General features: G+C 60.1%; 13 protein-coding genes. 6 read left to right on the top strand and 7 right to left on the bottom strand.

Annotated elements, in window-relative coordinates; all coding sequences use genetic code 11:
• Positions 1-128 precede the first annotated feature (128 nt).
• From AZSI13_RS01510 to ispH, 6 genes are all read left to right on the top strand, one after another.
• Positions 129-1,052, top strand: a complete 924-nt coding sequence (locus AZSI13_RS01510) for a bifunctional riboflavin kinase/FAD synthetase (RefSeq protein WP_109039414.1) — start codon at positions 129-131, stop codon at positions 1,050-1,052.
• Between the two features lie 26 nt (positions 1,053-1,078).
• Complete coding sequence (gene ileS, locus AZSI13_RS01505) at positions 1,079-3,871, top strand: isoleucine--tRNA ligase (protein WP_109039413.1); 2,793 nt, start codon at positions 1,079-1,081, stop codon at positions 3,869-3,871.
• The gene (lspA, locus tag AZSI13_RS01500) at positions 3,864-4,364 is read left to right on the top strand and encodes a signal peptidase II (RefSeq protein ID WP_109039412.1); all 501 of its coding nucleotides are present in this window, start codon (positions 3,864-3,866) and stop codon (positions 4,362-4,364) included. Before ileS ends, lspA begins: the two co-directional genes overlap by 8 nt.
• A gap of 12 nt (positions 4,365-4,376) precedes the next feature.
• The gene (locus tag AZSI13_RS01495; RefSeq protein ID WP_109039411.1) at positions 4,377-4,937 is read left to right on the top strand and encodes a sulfite oxidase-like oxidoreductase; all 561 of its coding nucleotides are present in this window, start codon (positions 4,377-4,379) and stop codon (positions 4,935-4,937) included.
• Entirely contained in the window at positions 4,937-5,377 is a 441-nt protein-coding gene (locus AZSI13_RS01490; RefSeq protein ID WP_109039410.1) for a peptidylprolyl isomerase, read from the top strand. Before AZSI13_RS01495 ends, AZSI13_RS01490 begins: the two co-directional genes overlap by 1 nt.
• A gap of 73 nt (positions 5,378-5,450) precedes the next feature.
• Positions 5,451-6,389: a 4-hydroxy-3-methylbut-2-enyl diphosphate reductase gene (gene ispH, locus AZSI13_RS01485; RefSeq protein ID WP_201262274.1), complete on the top strand. Its 939-nt coding sequence runs from the start codon at positions 5,451-5,453 to the stop codon at positions 6,387-6,389.
• A gap of 54 nt (positions 6,390-6,443) precedes the next feature.
• Here ispH and AZSI13_RS17160 read toward each other — a convergent pair whose 3' ends face one another.
• The 7 genes from AZSI13_RS17160 to AZSI13_RS17825 form a co-directional block, all read right to left on the bottom strand.
• On the bottom strand, positions 6,444-7,046 hold the full coding sequence (locus AZSI13_RS17160) for a hypothetical protein (protein ID WP_133247243.1): 603 nt from the start codon (positions 7,044-7,046) through the stop codon (positions 6,444-6,446).
• A 124-nt stretch (positions 7,047-7,170) separates the two neighbouring features.
• Positions 7,171-11,184 carry a pilus assembly protein gene (locus AZSI13_RS01475; protein ID WP_109039407.1) on the bottom strand — a complete coding sequence of 1,338 codons (4,014 nt, stop codon included), beginning with the start codon at positions 11,182-11,184 and terminating at the stop codon, positions 7,171-7,173.
• 29 nt (positions 11,185-11,213) lie between these two features.
• Positions 11,214-11,768, bottom strand: a complete 555-nt coding sequence (locus AZSI13_RS01470; RefSeq protein ID WP_133247242.1) for a hypothetical protein — start codon at positions 11,766-11,768, stop codon at positions 11,214-11,216.
• Positions 11,765-12,958 (bottom strand): PilW family protein, encoded by a 1,194-nt coding sequence (locus tag AZSI13_RS01465; protein WP_165833269.1) that lies wholly within the window; start codon positions 12,956-12,958, stop codon positions 11,765-11,767. Before AZSI13_RS01465 ends, AZSI13_RS01470 begins: the two co-directional genes overlap by 4 nt.
• Positions 12,942-13,364 carry a hypothetical protein gene (locus tag AZSI13_RS01460; RefSeq protein WP_109039404.1) on the bottom strand — a complete coding sequence of 141 codons (423 nt, stop codon included), beginning with the start codon at positions 13,362-13,364 and terminating at the stop codon, positions 12,942-12,944. The genes AZSI13_RS01465 and AZSI13_RS01460 overlap by 17 nt, the downstream gene beginning before the upstream one ends.
• Before the next feature lies 1 nt (position 13,365).
• Positions 13,366-14,028 carry a Tfp pilus assembly protein FimT/FimU gene (locus tag AZSI13_RS01455; RefSeq protein ID WP_109039403.1) on the bottom strand — a complete coding sequence of 221 codons (663 nt, stop codon included), beginning with the start codon at positions 14,026-14,028 and terminating at the stop codon, positions 13,366-13,368.
• A complete protein-coding gene (locus AZSI13_RS17825) occupies positions 14,022-14,456 on the bottom strand; it encodes a type IV pilin protein (protein ID WP_109039402.1) in 435 nt (144 codons plus the stop codon). The genes AZSI13_RS01455 and AZSI13_RS17825 overlap by 7 nt, the downstream gene beginning before the upstream one ends.
• Positions 14,457-14,669 lie beyond the last annotated feature (213 nt).

Raw genomic sequence — 14,669 nt, 5'->3', positions numbered from 1 at the left:
CCCGTCCCGCCTGCTCCCCAGCCCCGCTCTTGGCAAAGGGGCAGGGCCGCAGGGCGGAGGCAAAACCGTTATAATTCAGCCTTTTTTCGCGCCCCACCCGGGGCTACGGAAGGATTCCGGCTTTCACCATGCTCGTCCTGCGCGGCGTTAAAACCCCGGCCCCCAGTGCCACGGTGCTGACCATCGGCAATTTCGATGGCGCACATCTTGGCCACCAGGCCCTGCTCGCCCGGGTGCGGCAGGCGGCTTCGGCTTGCGGGTTGCCGGCGGCGGTGCTGACCTTCGAGCCCCATCCCCGGGAATTCTTCGATCCGGCCTCGGCCCCGGCCCGGCTCACCACCCTGCGCGAAAAATTGGAGCTGCTGCAGAATTACGGCGCCGACCTGGCCTGCGTCAGCCCCTTCAACACCGTCTTCGCTGCCCTGACAGCGGACGAATTCATCGAACAGGTGCTGGTGCGCTGCCTCAAGGTGCGCCACCTCATCATCGGCGACGACTTTCGCTTCGGTGCCCGCCGGGCCGGCGATTTCGCCCTGCTGCAGGCAGCCGGTGCCTCCTTCGGCTTCCAGGTGGAGGCCATGGAGAGCGTGCTGACCGGGGGCGAGCGGGCCTCCAGCTCCGGCGTGCGCGAGGCCCTGGCGGCTGGCGACATGGCCCGGGCTGCCCGCCTGCTGGGCCGGCCCTACAGCATCGACGGCCGGGTGGTGCATGGCCAGAAGCTGGGGCGCCAGCTGGGCTTTGCCACTGCCAACATCCGCATCAAGCACAATCCCTTGCCGCTCACCGGGGTCTTCGCTGTGCGCGTCACCGGCGCCGGCGGCCAGCCCCTCAACGGGGTGGCCAACCTGGGGGTGCGCCCCACCGTGGGCGGCGAGATGCGCCCCCTGCTGGAAGTGCACCTCTTTGATTTCGACGGCGACATCTACGGCGCCCACCTTTCCGTTTCCTTCCTGCACAAGCTGCGGGACGAGATGAAATTCCCCGACTTCAACGCGCTCGTGGCCCAGATTGGCCAGGACGCGGAAGCCGCCCGCGCATTTTTCCAGCGTTAAGAAAACCTTAGGCATTTGAGGCTGTTATGGCTGACTACAAGAACTCCCTGAATCTTCCCGACACTCCCTTCCCCATGCGCGGCGACCTGCCCAAACGGGAGCCCCAGTGGGTGCAGCAATGGCAGGAAAAGAAGCTGTACCAGAAGATTCGCGAGATCTGCGCCGGCCGGCCCAAGTTCATCCTGCACGACGGCCCTCCCTACGCCAACGGCAACCTGCACCTGGGCCACGCCCTGAACAAGATTCTCAAGGACATCATCGTCCGCTCCAAGACCCTGGCTGGCTTTGATGCGCCCTACGTGCCGGGCTGGGACTGCCACGGCCTGCCCATCGAGCACAAGATCGAAGTCACCCACGGCAAGAACCTGCCCGCCGACAAGGTGCGGGAACTGTGTCGCAGCTACGCCGCCGAGCAGGTGGAAGTGCAGAAGAAGGAATTCATCCGTCTCGGCGTGCTGGGCGACTGGGACAACCCCTACCTGACCATGAACTTCGCCAACGAGGCCGGCGAGATCCGCGCCCTGGCCGAGATGGTCAAGCAGGGCTACGTCTTCAAGGGCCTGAAGCCCGTCAATTGGTGCTTCGACTGCGGCTCCGCCCTGGCCGAGGCCGAGGTGGAATACGCGGACAAGAAGTCCCCCACCATCGACGTGGCCTTCCCCATCAGTGAAGCCGATGCCCCCAAGCTGGCTGCGGCCTTTGGCCTCAACGCCCTGCCCAAGCCTGCCTATGCCGTGATCTGGACCACCACCCCGTGGACCATTCCCGCCAACCAGGCCCTCAATATCCACCCCGAACATGAATACGCCCTGGTGGACACGGGGGACCGTCTGCTGGTGCTGGCCAAGGAGCTGGTGGCCGACTGCCTGAAACGCTACGGTTGCGAAGGCACGGTGCTGGCGACCGTCAAGGGCAAGGCCCTGGAGCGCCTGGAATTCCGCCACCCCTTCTACGACCGCGTTTCCGTCGTCTACCTGGCCGACTATGTGGGCCTGGATGCGGGCACCGGCATCGTCCATTGCGCCCCCGCCCACGGCGTGGACGACTTCAACGCTTGGCGCCATTACGGCCGCGGCAACGACGAGATCATTTCCATCGTCAAGGGTGATGGCGTCTATGTGGACGAGCTGCCCTTCTTCGGCGGCCTCTCCATCTGGAAGGCCAACCAGGCCATCTGCGACAAGCTGACCGAAGTGGGCTGCCTGCTTTCCCACGGCAATGTCAGCCACAGCTACATGCACTGCTGGCGCCACAAGACGCCGGTGATCTACCGGGCCACCGCCCAGTGGTTCGTCGGCATGGACCGCCTGCCCACCGACGGCAAGTCCTTGCGCGAAAAGGCCCTGGCCGGGGTCGAGGCCACCGCCTTCTATCCGGCCTGGGGCAAGCCCCGCCTGCAATCCATGATCGCCAACCGGCCCGACTGGTGCATCTCCCGCCAGCGCAACTGGGGCGTGCCGATTCCCTTCTTCCTGCACAAGGAAACGGGCGAACTGCATCCGCGCACCGTGGAGTTGATGGAGGAAGTGGCCCAGCGCGTGGAGCAGGAAGGCATCGAAGCCTGGTTCAAGCTGGATGCGGCCGAACTGCTGGGGGCCGAAGCCGCCCAGTACGAAAAGATCAGCGACACCCTGGACGTCTGGTTCGACTCCGGCACCACCCACTGGCACGTGCTGCGCGGCTCCCATAACGACGGCCACGCCACCGGCCCTCGCGCCGACCTCTACCTGGAAGGCTCGGACCAGCACCGGGGCTGGTTCCATTCCTCCCTGCTCACCGGCGCCGCCATCGACGGCCACCCGCCCTACAAGGCCCTGCTCACCCACGGCTTCACGGTGGACCAGCAGGGGCGCAAGATGAGCAAGTCCCTGGGCAACACCATCCTGCCCCAGGAAGTCTCCGACAAGATGGGCGCCGACATCCTGCGCCTGTGGGTGGCGGCTACGGACTACTCCGGCGAATTGGCCATGTCCAAGGAAATCCTGGCCCGGGTGGTGGAAGCCTACCGCCGCATCCGCAACACCCTGCGCTTCCTGCTGGCCAACGTGGCTGACTTCGACGCCGCCAAGGATATGCTGCCGGTAGCCGAGTGGTTCGAGATCGACCGTTACACCCTGGCCCTGACCCGCCAGCTGCAGACCCAGGCCCAGGCCGACTACGACCGCTACGAGTTCCATCGCGTGGTGCAGGCCCTGCAGACCTTCTGTTCCGAGGACCTGGGCGGCTTCTGGCTGGATATCCTGAAGGACCGCCTGTACACCACCGCCCCCGGTTCCAAGGCCCGCCGCTCGGCCCAGAGCGCCCTGTGGCACGTCACCCAGAGCTTCATCCGCCTGATGGCGCCGATCCTCTCCTTCACCGCCGAGGAAGTGTGGCAGATCCTCTCCGGCGATGCGGACCAGTCCATCATGTTCCACACCTGGCATGACCTGCCGGCTCAGGGCGACGAAGCGGCCCTGCTGGCCAAGTGGGGCCTGGTGCGCGAGGTACGGGGCGATGTGAGCAAGGTGCTGGAAGAACTACGGGAAGCCGGCAAGATCGGTGCCTCCCTCCAGGCCGAAGTGCGTATTCAGGCTGATGGCGATAAGTATGCTGCCCTGGCCAGCCTGGGCGATGACCTGCGTTTCGTCCTCATTTGCTCCAAGGTGAGCCTGGCCCAGGGCGCCGATACCATCACCGCCGAGGCCTCCACCCAGAAGAAGTGCGAGCGTTGCTGGCACTACCGGGACGATGTGGGCAGCAACCCGGAACACCCCGAACTGTGCGGCCGTTGCGACAGCAACCTGCACGGCGACGGCGAGGCCCGGACCCATGCCTAAGTCCTCCCTGGGCCGCTGGTACGGGCTGGCGGCCCTGGTCATCGTCCTCGACCAGCTCTCCAAATGGGTGGTGCTGACAACCCTGAACTACGGCGATGCGGTGACCGTGACGTCGTTTTTCAACTGGGTCTTTGTCTTCAATCGGGGCGCGGCCTTTAGTTTTCTGGCAGATCAGCCGGGGTGGCAGCGCTGGTTCTTTACGCTGCTGGCCCTCGGCGTATCCGGCTGGATTGGCTGGATGTTGCGGCAACACCTGGCCGAGCGCCTGCTCTGCTTCTCCCTGACCCTGATCATGGGCGGCGCCTTGGGCAACGCGATTGACCGCCTGCGCTTTGGCGCCGTGGTGGATTTCGTCCAGGTGCATGCGGCCGGCTGGTATTTCCCCGCCTTCAACGTGGCGGATTCGGCCATCTCGGTGGGGGCCGTGTTGCTGGCCTGGGATCAAATTCGCCGCAAGCCTGTCCAAGGAAATCCGGATTCCTCCGTTTCCTGAGACAGGGCCATTATGAACAAGCCGCGCATTCCACCAGGCCAACGCCTGGTGACCGACTTCCCGGTGCTGGATCTGGGTATCCAGCCCGATATCCACCACGAAAACTGGCAACTGCGTTTGTTTGGCCTGGTGAGCCAGGAGCTGGTACTGGACTGGGATCACCTGCTCTCCCTGCCCCAGGTGCGGTTGATCAACGACTTTCATTGCGTCACCACCTGGAGCCGTCTGGATGTGCCTTGGGAGGGCGTGCTGGCTCGCGAGGTGGTGGCCCTGGCTGGCCCCTTGCCCGAGGCCCGGCATGTGACGTTGCACAGCTACGACGGCTACACCACCAACGTGTCTCTGTCTGCCCTGCTGGACGACGATGTGCTGGTGGCCCATTCGGTGGATGATGCCCCTCTGGCCATCGAACACGGTGGCCCGGTACGCCTGGTGCTGCCCAAACGTTACGCCTGGAAGAGCGCCAAATGGCTCTCGGCCATTGAATTCCATGCCGAAGACCGCCCGGGTTACTGGGAGGTGCGCGGCTACCATAACGAAGCAGATCCCTGGAAAGAAGAGCGGTACTCCTGATGAGCGAAACCCAGATCACCGTCGCGCCCGACAGCTTTCTCACCCTGCACTACCGGGTGACGACCAGTGACGGCAGCGAGATTCTCAATACTTTCGACATGAAGCCGGCCACCCTGCAAATGGGCAGTGGCCAGTTGGCGGAAAACCTGGAAAAGTGTCTCCTCGGCCAGCCGGCCGGCGAGCGCCTGGTGTTTCTGCTGGAGCCGGCCCAGGCCTTTGGCGAGCACAATCCCCGGCTGGTGGAACGCATCGCCCGGGAAGCCCTGCCGGCCGGTATGGAGCTGAAGGAAAATGCCGTGGTGGAATTCAACGACGGGGAGGGTGCCGAGTTCGCTGGCTTTCTGCGCGAGCTGACGGAGACCCATGCCCTGTTCGACTTCAACCACCCGCTGGCGGGCAAGTCCGTGCGCTTCGAGGTGGAAATCATCGGCATCCTTTGATGCCACTGGGGCCCAGGCCCCCTTCTGCATTCAACTTCGGGAGCGGGCCGATGTCCGCTCTCATCTCCTGAGAGTGTCCCCAATGGAAGTCATCCTCGCCAATCCCCGCGGCTTCTGCGCCGGCGTCGAACGGGCCATCGCCATTGTCGAGCGGGCCCTGGAACGCTTTGGTGCCCCCATCTATGTGCGTCATGAAGTTGTGCATAACAAGTTCGTGGTGGATGGCCTGCGGGCCAAGGGTGCCGTGTTCGTCGAGGAACTGGACGAGGTGCCGGTGGGGGCTACGGTGATTTTCAGTGCCCATGGCGTATCGAAGGCGGTGCGGACCGAAGCGGAGCGCCGCGGCCTGAAGGTCTTCGATGCCACCTGCCCCCTGGTGACCAAGGTGCATGTGGAAGTGGGCAAGATGCAGCAGCAGGGCCGGGAAGTGGTGATGATCGGCCATCGGGGGCATCCGGAAGTCCAGGGCACCATGGGCCAGAGCGATTCCGGCATGTATCTGGTGGAAACGGTGGAAGATGTGGCCCGCTTGGCGGTCAATACGCCCCAGCAGCTTTCCTATGTGACCCAGACGACGCTGTCCGTGGATGATGCAGCCACGGTGGTGGATGCCCTGCGCGAGCGCTTTACCGATGTGGTAGGTCCGAAGAAGGACGATATCTGCTACGCCACCCAGAACCGCCAGGATGCCATCAAGCAACTGGTGCAGGAGGTGGATATGGTGCTGGTGGTGGGCTCGCCGAAGAGCTCCAACACCAATCGCCTGCGGGAAGTGGCCGCCCGGGCCGGGGTGCCGGCCTACCTTGTGGAACGGGCCGAGTCGGTCGATGCTACTTGGTTCGCTGGTGTCCGGCGGGTGGGGATAACCTCCGGCGCCTCCACGCCGGAAGTGCTGGTGGAAGGGGTCATCGAGGCCCTGAAGCGGATTGACCCGGCGGCTACCGTCTCCATTGCCGCGGGCGAAGAGGAAACTACGGTTTTCCCCCTGCCGCGGGAGCTGGCTTCTTCCTGAGGCCAGTTGTGGCCGTGCGTCTGCGGGACGAAATGTCGACTGCCGACACTTCATCTATTTGACGGCTGGCAGCTTCTGCCGGAATTCCATCTGAATCCGGCTCACCACCTTTTTCCCTTCCATCTCCCCTGCCGTAAAGCGGGCGTGCTCCAGCAGGCGCGAAATCAGCCAGTCGGCAAAGGCATTTGACTTCCCCCGCCAGGGTTTCAGTCGCCGCGCTTCACGCACCCAGCCCTGTTCGTCGATGACCAATTCAAGCAGGACGGGTTCGTCAGAGAAAGGGAAGGGGGGGGCATCTTCATTCAGGACTTCACTGTTCCTTAGCTCCGGGTGACGGGTCAGCCATTCGGCGGGTACCGGTGTGCGTTCGTCCACCGGCAATAAAGGTAACGGTGAGGTTGGGGCCGGGCTAAGCGTGGCTGTTGTTGCCGATGCAGCAGCCTCTGGCGCCAGGGCTTCCATCGACTCTGTTGCCGGCAGGAATGCCTGCTTTTCCACAGGCGTGGGCAACGTCACCGTCAGTGGCAGCGGCGATGACAGGGGACGTGGTATCCAGCGATAGCCTGCCGCCGGCAGCAGCAATCCGCCATGCGCGGCCGCCGAGAGGGCCAGGCATATCAGGAATCTGCGTCGAGGGATGTCGGAGTCTCGCTGCATCGAAGGTTGCTGAAAATAAAAGGGACTGCCGGTTTGCAGTCCCTCAGGTGTCCGCCACTGCCGGAAGGCGAGGGCGGGGGCCGGCCACGGATGACAGTGTATCCGTGGCCGGGGTGGTCATGGCTTAGTCGCGCAGAATTTCCCGCCAGGTAACGCGGCGCCCGAAGAACGGCGTGGGGCTGAATTGCTCGCCGCTGCTGGTGGAGGAAATCTGCCCGTCGGAGCCGGTGACGATCAGCTTGATCTTGCCATCAGGCAGCTTGATGGAGGTCATGCCGACGATCAGCTTGTTGCCCAGATTGCGCACCGAACCGTTCAGGATCGGCGGGAAGGGTGCGCTGACGGAGCAGGAACCCAGGGGCAGCTGGTACAGCTTGGAACGGCCGCTGGCGAGGCACACGCCACTTTCCGGGATGTTGGTGGGGAAGGTGAGCAGGTTGCCTTCCAGTTTCGGATCCACCATCACCACCCGTTCGGCACCACCGTTGGCCGGGCTATCCGGCAGGTCCAGATACCAGCCACGGGTGCTGCCGCTGTCGCTGGTAGCGGAAACTGTAGCGCCACCGGCTGATAGTGCTTGAAGTGAACCACGGGGTGAGGTCAGCGTGCCTTGATTATCGTAATCGTCCACGAAACCGTAGAAGGTCTGAGGTGTTTTGTCAGTGAGGTCTCCAGCTTCAATAAACTTGCCGCTGCCGATATAGACCGAGGTCTTGCCGTTGCAGGTGGTCAGTTCAGGTGCCGTAGTGAAGGGCTGTCCAGTGCCGGACATGACCTTGGCGACATCGCCACTGTTGGGGTCAATCCGCCAGACGTTGCCATCCAGATCGCCGCCATACACCAGGGACGCTGTTTGATCGATACCGGGCTTGGCGAATTTCGGTGAGAAGCGGGAGAAGCCAACACCGCCGTTGATATCGATACTGCGTACCAAGCTGCCAGAATAGGCATCCACGACAATCAGGGCGGCTCCCTGGCTGGCTGGCTTGACGCCGGAAGACATCATGGCAACCCAGCGCGGGCTACCACCGCCATCACTGACCTTGGCTAGCCAGGGTTTGCCGAAGGAAAAACCAATCTGACTACCGAGGCCGGGAGTTGCACTGGTCAGCTCCCAAAGCAGCTTGGGTGCGGTGGGTTCAGTTACATCCATCGCAAAGTAGCCGGACAGGGGCGCGCCATTGGTCGGGTCTGAACCTTGTACGACGCCAGGGCCAAGGCCTGCTACCAGGATGGTCTTCCACACAGCCCCTTCACCGCCGCACCCCGAGATGCAGACATCGCCCACGGTCACCGTCCCATCCACGAAGAAGCGGTGGTTGTTGCCGTAAGTGCTATCTGCCAGGCGCCACATTTCAGTCAGGGCCGGAGTGGGGATAAAGGCCCACATTTCCTCGCCGGTGGAGCCATTGAAAGCGTGCAGCATGCCGTCGTTGCCACCGATATAAATGGCCGGAGTACGAGCACAGCTAGCCCCGCTGCCGAGACCGGCGGAGAAACCCGGGTAACCAGGGTCTTCATAATAGGCGCTGGCCTTGCAGACGTACTTCGGTGCGGAATCCACAAAGTCACCCAAAACACTGTCACGCTGACGGAAGAGGCGGAATGCATTGCTGTCCCGGTTGTCGTAGCCCCACTGGCCGCGCAGATACTTCACCAGCTTTTCGGCATTGGCCTCCGCTTTGTATTCCGTCGTCCAGGTTGGGTATTGCACGAGCTTGGTGACGTCGAAATTGGAAATACGACTACCTAAATTGCCTTTGGTGAAGTCGGTCAAGGTTCCTGCTGCATTGAAATAAATCTTGCGCGTATCGCTGTCCGCCGCAACCTTGCTGGCGAGCGTGCCGGTGCAAGCCGTCAGGTTCTTGACCGGATCCGCCGGGATATTTTCGGCGCACCACTGGGCTTGAAGATTGACGTTGCCACTGGCTAGGTCGATGAGTCGTGATTCCAGATTGCCGACCCACTTGCCGGTCGTGTAGGTGGCGACGTAGGCGTAGTTGTCACCGTTGACCGGTTCCATGGTACTAGTGGCTGCAGCAGCACCCGCGCCATACTGGGCTGAAATGTTGGCCAGGGCTTCCTTCAGGCTGGACACCAGCACCGAGGGGTCCTGGGCAGAGAAATACTGGCCACGACCATTAACGGCAGCATGCCAGAGGTCATCCACGGCCGAGTCGCTGTCGGCCTTGGGTTGCGGCCAGTTGAGGGTGTTGTTCTTGATCTGGGCAAAGTCACCGGTGAGCGCGGTCTTGTAGTCCTTGCGGTAGGTGAGTTGGCCGTCGATGCCCAGGCCGAGCGTGAAGGTACTCATGTGCTGCTTCTCGTTCGGGTCATCCGAAGAGATGGGCACGTTGTTTTCGCAGACGTCGGCACCGGTACTGGGGGAGGTGCAGTTCCCCAGGGTGGGGGTGCGCAGGTCGTTGTTGTAGAAATACATGGCGGTGTCCGCCAGGGAGGTAGAGGACGTTGTCGGCCCTTCGTAGTAAGGACGGGAGGTCGTTCCACCATCCAGGTTGCCGATCTTCGAACCTGCCAAATCCACGACCCCCGTTCCCGAGGTGTCGCCGTTAGGGCCGTTCCAGTAGCCGTCCGTGGTCAGCAGGGCAAAGTTCTGCTGGCAGGAATACTGCATGGGGTCATCAGTAATCCCATTTGGCTTCTTGCCAGCGAATACGCGACCAGCGAAGGAGAGCGCTTCCCGGAGGGGCGTGTTGCCTGAAGCATTGGCAGCGAGCAGCTTGGTGTACCAGGTGGAACGTTGGCTGGTATCAAAGCCCTTGATCGCGACATATGAGCCGGAGAGGGAGTTAATCTGGGTATAACCCACTCGGAAGCTGTTGTCGATGTTCTTGAACGCTTGCGTGGCAGCGGACTTCATGGACTTGATCCGGGTGCTGTAGTAGGCGTACCAGTTGGCGAAGTTGGTCATTTCCTCCGTGTAGGAGCAACCATCGGTATAGGTAGTGCAGTCGCTACGCCCAACCGGTTTGCTGCCATTCACCTGGTACTTTGGGGTGGTCGAGACAATATCTACCCGCTTGAAGAAGGCAAATCCGTCGACACCATTGGTCTGGATGGAACCGCTGGTGGTGACCGAGGCAACTGCTGAGGGTGCATAGTTGCCCCAGGTGCCAACAGTTTTTGCGGTCAGGGTGACAACGCAACTACTGCTGGTCGCCGTGAACTGTGCCGATGCACTGATCTTGGCAACGATCTGGGCAGCCAGACCGGTACAGTTCGTTGTGCTGTTGGTTGAAGTGCTGGTGTAGTTGGCCGTTCCCGAGAGCAACTCCTGGCCGTTGACCTTGATAGATGAAACCGACTGCTGAACATTCTTGGAGGTCCAGCCGCCAAGCGTTAGCTTAAGGATGGCAGCTACACCCGTTTCGTTTTCGATAAAGCTGGGGATGGCGTAGGTCGAATCCTTCTTTGCCTTGCAGTCTGTGAAAGATCCGGATTTGCACCAGCGGAATGGTACTTCCACCTGGTAACTGCCTGTCTTGGTCTTGCTGCAGTTGGTGGCATCGGAAGTGGTGCAGTAGATGGGCTGCAGGTTGAAGTAGTAGGGCGGAACGTTATCTTCGGTGTAGCTGCTGGTATTGCTGCCACCACTCGTATAGTAGGTGCCGTTCGGGTAGGCGTAGGTGGTATTGGCTACGCAGTCGGAAGAGTTGTACTTGCACCACTTGCGGTTGGTGTACTGGCTGGCAAGGTTGCTTTTGGCGCTGCTGCTCTTGTAGCCGTCGTCCATGACCGAGGTCCAGTTTGTGGTGAAACTGGCGGACATTTCCGGATAGCTGTCACCGTTAGCCTTGATGCCTGGAGCATAACGAATTCGCGGATCGTAATACTGCTTGTTAAAACCCGCACTCATATAGGGCGGATGGCCGATCAGGCAGGCGGTCAGGTTGGTTGTGGATGCGTCACGTTTGCACAGGTTGTCATTGACGTAATCGGGGGTGTAATCCCAGCCCATGGACCCTGAATCGTCCAGGATGAACAGGAGATTTGGTGCAACAGGCTGGGATGCAGCCTTGGCTAACGGTACCTGAGAGACCTTTATGTCGGCGCTGGCGATTGGGATGCCTCCAGCTGCCAGCAGGGCAAGGGCAAGGGATAGGCGATAAGCAGTCATGGCATTTCTCCTGGACGGAGCGAGACGGTTCAGTAGGTGATGACTTGGACGATGGACTCGGATTGCCGAGGACCAAGTGCCCGAGCGGTAATTCTGTAGATAGGAGTGATGCTGCTATTGCCCGCGAGGCCAGGAGTTTCTCCTGTGTCGGATTTTTGGACATTGGTTTCACCACTATCGGCGCATGTTCCTGCCTCGGGTTTCCCAGTAGCGGTACAAAGTCGGTGAATGACATACCAGAGCTGATAGCCATTCTGGTCAGCAACCTTCAGCCCATTTTGATCCCACTGAAAGGTCAGGATGTCATTATTGGTAATGCCAACATTCTGAGTGGCATAGTAGCCATTGCCAGCTATGTCGTTGCTGAGGTCGGCCGCAGTGGATAGCCATGTGGTAGCCGTTTCAATAGCCGTATCGGTAACGGCAACCCCCTGCTGCCGGAAGCCGATATTTCCGGCGATTCCGGTAGCAGAATCCACGCTGCGCAGCAGTGCCAAAGCGCCCAGCATCATGGCGACTAAGGCAATTAGGGCAATGAAGAGCACAGCGCCCTGCTGGTTACGGTGTAGGGGATGATTTTTCATGATGTGGCCCCCCAAATGATATTGCGCAGAGGTACAACCACTTCTGTTGTGCTGTAGCGGTATTTCTGCCAATCACCGTTAAGCGTCAACTCCCCTTGGCCGCTCCATTGAGGGGGGACGGTGTCTCCAGAACCTGTCGGCTTTAAGGATCGGGCGACGACTGCGATACGCATGACGCGCAGATTCTGCCAGTCAGCGGCAGTCGGGTTGCAGCCGCTTGCAGCACAAACTGTTGTGCGCCAGGTATCTACGGCGCCACCACCGGATGCAATGCCGAACTCTGCCCGAAGGGCAACAATTTCGCTGGCAACTGGGACCCATACCTGTGTATCGGAAGCTTTTCCTTGTGCTGTGCAGTCGGATTGTTGGTAGTCGCAACGGGTGAGGCGGCCTCCACGAACTGCATAGAATGCATGTACTAGGCCATCCCGCCCGCCTAGATTGAAGAGCCTGCCATCCTTATACGCAGCCACCGGAACCCCAAGGCCTCCGGGCTTGTTACGTGTGGGCATGACCTGAGCGCAGCCATGATAGCGATTGGCATAGCTGGCATATCCGTATTGCAGCTCAGTCAGGGCGCCTGTCCCGGAGCAGTTCACTGTTCCGGGGCCGTCGGTAAGCTCATAGACGCTGCAATCACTGCCAGCAGCCTTTGGTACTGCCAACATCATATCGCCAGCAACAAATCCGGCCGTGTTCTGGACCGTGTACCCGGTCCCGCTATCAGCACCAATGGCAACACCCTTCCCTGTAATTCCGATACCGCTGGTGCCATAAGCGGCACCAATGACGTCTGTATTGGGGTCGCCTGCGGGGATGCCAGGTGGATTGATTGATACCGGTACAAAAGGAACGTTGTTAGGAGAAAACTGGAACTCTTGGGGATCTCTTTGTGCATTGAATGTACGCACGGTGCCCTGAGAGCAAAACTGAATGAAATTAGTATTGTTGACGTAGACGCCATAGCCGGAAATTCGCAAATCCCGTTCCAACAGGTAGGTCGCCAGTGCGCTGTTTGTCTGAGCATCGGCGCCGGTGGTCGTACCCCTTCTCTGACGATCAAAGAAGCTCATGCTTTGGGATATCGCAAGCACTGTCAGCAGGCCGATGACTACCGCTACCATCAGTTCAACTAAAGACAGGCCGTTTTGAGAATGGCGTGCGCCAGGTGTCTTAATTGCGCGATACATTGGCCATGTGTACATAGCGGTGTTCCTCGTCGATCCCCGGAGTCCTCCAGGTGAGGGTAACGGTAACCTGGGTGTTGTTGATGACAACTGCTGCCTGACCACCTGGCAATGTTTGCTCTATACGCTCCCCCCAAGGGGCATTACCACAACCTGATGAGCCCTTGCTAAAGGTGCCTGCACAGGTGGCTAGCTGTTCCTTGGGAACACTCCACATGTCACCGACGATCTGGTTAGCAACGAAGGCCGCATCTGCCCGCTTTTTAGCCTCATCCTGTGCTTTGATGGATGCCGCCTGGAATCCGGCCATGCCAAGAACTCCCAGGGAAAACAACAGAATGGCAATCAGCGCTTCTAGTAGCGCGATGCCACGCTGACTGTCTGGCTGGTGGTATGTTTTGTTGATCATTTCAGCATTTCCGAGGATCGCCGGTGGTGTAGACAGCGGGGTCGCAAAGCCGGGGTTCCCCCCCCATGCCGATATTCAGGCGTAGACAACGAACGTCGCCGCCGTCAGCGAGGCAATTGTTTTCCTGATGGGTGACGTTGATTGACAATGTGCCACCGGCCAAAGCGGCGGGTGTCAGGGAGCCCTGAGGGCAATTGGCGGCGATTGGGTTGATGCGACCTAAACTCGAATAGCAAAGCGTGCTGTTGTTCAGGTCAATCTGAACGCGCTCATCCGTGTCAAAAGTGCCTTTTGCCAGGATGATGGGATTGGCGCCTGCACAGCCATTGCTGGGGAAGGCCGTTTGCTTGCTTACCGGATCGCCGCAGTGACTGGCTGCAGAACAATGGCTAACAACCCAGTAGCGTCCTGTCGATGTCGTGGTACAGGCATTATCGAGTGAGTCCACAACCTGAAAGACAACAGTATTGTTGCTCCGGATGGCCTCTCCCCTCGAGGTTTGAGCCGCAACCAAGAGACTCTCTGCCGTATTGCGGACAGCGAGACTTTGGAGATAGGCAGTAAAACTAGGGAGAGCAAGGGTGGTCAGAATTGCCAGGATAACTATGGTTATCATGGCCTCAATAAGACTGATGCCCCTCAGCTTGTGCTTAGTGTTTAGCATTCGTTACCCTTGATCAGCCAGCAGCTCTTGCTGACGCTACTGCCCTTGAATAAGGTTGTTTGCTTTTGCCCACCTTCACTGGCGGTATAAGTACCTTCACTCTCGATCTGAGCTGTTGCGGTCAGCGTAAAGCCTTGTCCTGCTGAGGTCGTGGCACAATTAAATGCGTAGTAGGTGGATGCAGGAGCTGCAATTCCACATGCGCCGGGGCCGTAATTGCGATTGTCCAAGTAGTAGTGTTCCATTCGGGAGGACCAACTTGCCAGCTGCGAGGTGGCTTCAGCTGCTCTGGCTCGCCGGGTGTAGTCCTTGTAGGAAGGCAACGCAATGGCAGTCAGGATGCCGATGATTGCCACTACTATCATCAATTCCATCAGGCTGAAGCCCTTTTGCTTAATTCCGGCGAATGAGGTTTGGCGAATGGTCATGGCACTACTTCTCCTTTGTCAGTTTCAAGGATTGAGGAAAGAGCAGGGTAATACAAGTATTGCCTGATGAACGGTGTTTCTCCCATTGCCAAAGGTAGTCCGTTGGGTACAGTGAAGCAGGAGCGCGTTGGGCCTGAGATGTCCTATTCCCAAGCCCTTCATTCGTTGCTAGAATCCGCATCCCGTTGCAGTTGTTGAGGGTAGTTGCCGGTG

Origin of the sequence: Azospira sp. I13, from assembly GCF_003112695.1 — a bacterium.
In the GTDB taxonomy this organism is placed as follows: Bacteria; Pseudomonadota; Gammaproteobacteria; order Burkholderiales; family Rhodocyclaceae; genus Azospira.
This window is presented reverse-complemented; position numbering and strand designations above follow the sequence as displayed.

Bases quoted from the DNA above. Each gene is read 5' to 3' on its own strand.
- AZSI13_RS17160 (WP_133247243.1), bottom strand. From the start codon at position 7,046: ATGCAGCGAGACTCCGACATCCCTCGACGCAGATTCCTGATATGCCTG.
- AZSI13_RS01460 (WP_109039404.1), bottom strand. From the start codon at position 13,364: ATGATCAACAAAACATACCACCAGCCAGACAGTCAGCGTGGCATCGCG.
- AZSI13_RS01490 (WP_109039410.1), top strand. From the start codon at position 4,937: ATGAGCGAAACCCAGATCACCGTCGCGCCCGACAGCTTTCTCACCCTG.
- AZSI13_RS17825 (WP_109039402.1), bottom strand. From the start codon at position 14,456: ATGACCATTCGCCAAACCTCATTCGCCGGAATTAAGCAAAAGGGCTTC.
- AZSI13_RS01455 (WP_109039403.1), bottom strand. From the start codon at position 14,028: ATGCTAAACACTAAGCACAAGCTGAGGGGCATCAGTCTTATTGAGGCC.
- AZSI13_RS01465 (WP_165833269.1), bottom strand. From the start codon at position 12,958: ATGTATCGCGCAATTAAGACACCTGGCGCACGCCATTCTCAAAACGGC.
- AZSI13_RS01495 (WP_109039411.1), top strand. From the start codon at position 4,377: ATGAACAAGCCGCGCATTCCACCAGGCCAACGCCTGGTGACCGACTTC.
- ileS (WP_109039413.1), top strand. From the start codon at position 1,079: ATGGCTGACTACAAGAACTCCCTGAATCTTCCCGACACTCCCTTCCCC.
- AZSI13_RS01470 (WP_133247242.1), bottom strand. From the start codon at position 11,768: ATGAAAAATCATCCCCTACACCGTAACCAGCAGGGCGCTGTGCTCTTC.
- lspA (WP_109039412.1), top strand. From the start codon at position 3,864: ATGCCTAAGTCCTCCCTGGGCCGCTGGTACGGGCTGGCGGCCCTGGTC.
- AZSI13_RS01475 (WP_109039407.1), bottom strand. From the start codon at position 11,184: ATGACTGCTTATCGCCTATCCCTTGCCCTTGCCCTGCTGGCAGCTGGA.
- AZSI13_RS01510 (WP_109039414.1), top strand. From the start codon at position 129: ATGCTCGTCCTGCGCGGCGTTAAAACCCCGGCCCCCAGTGCCACGGTG.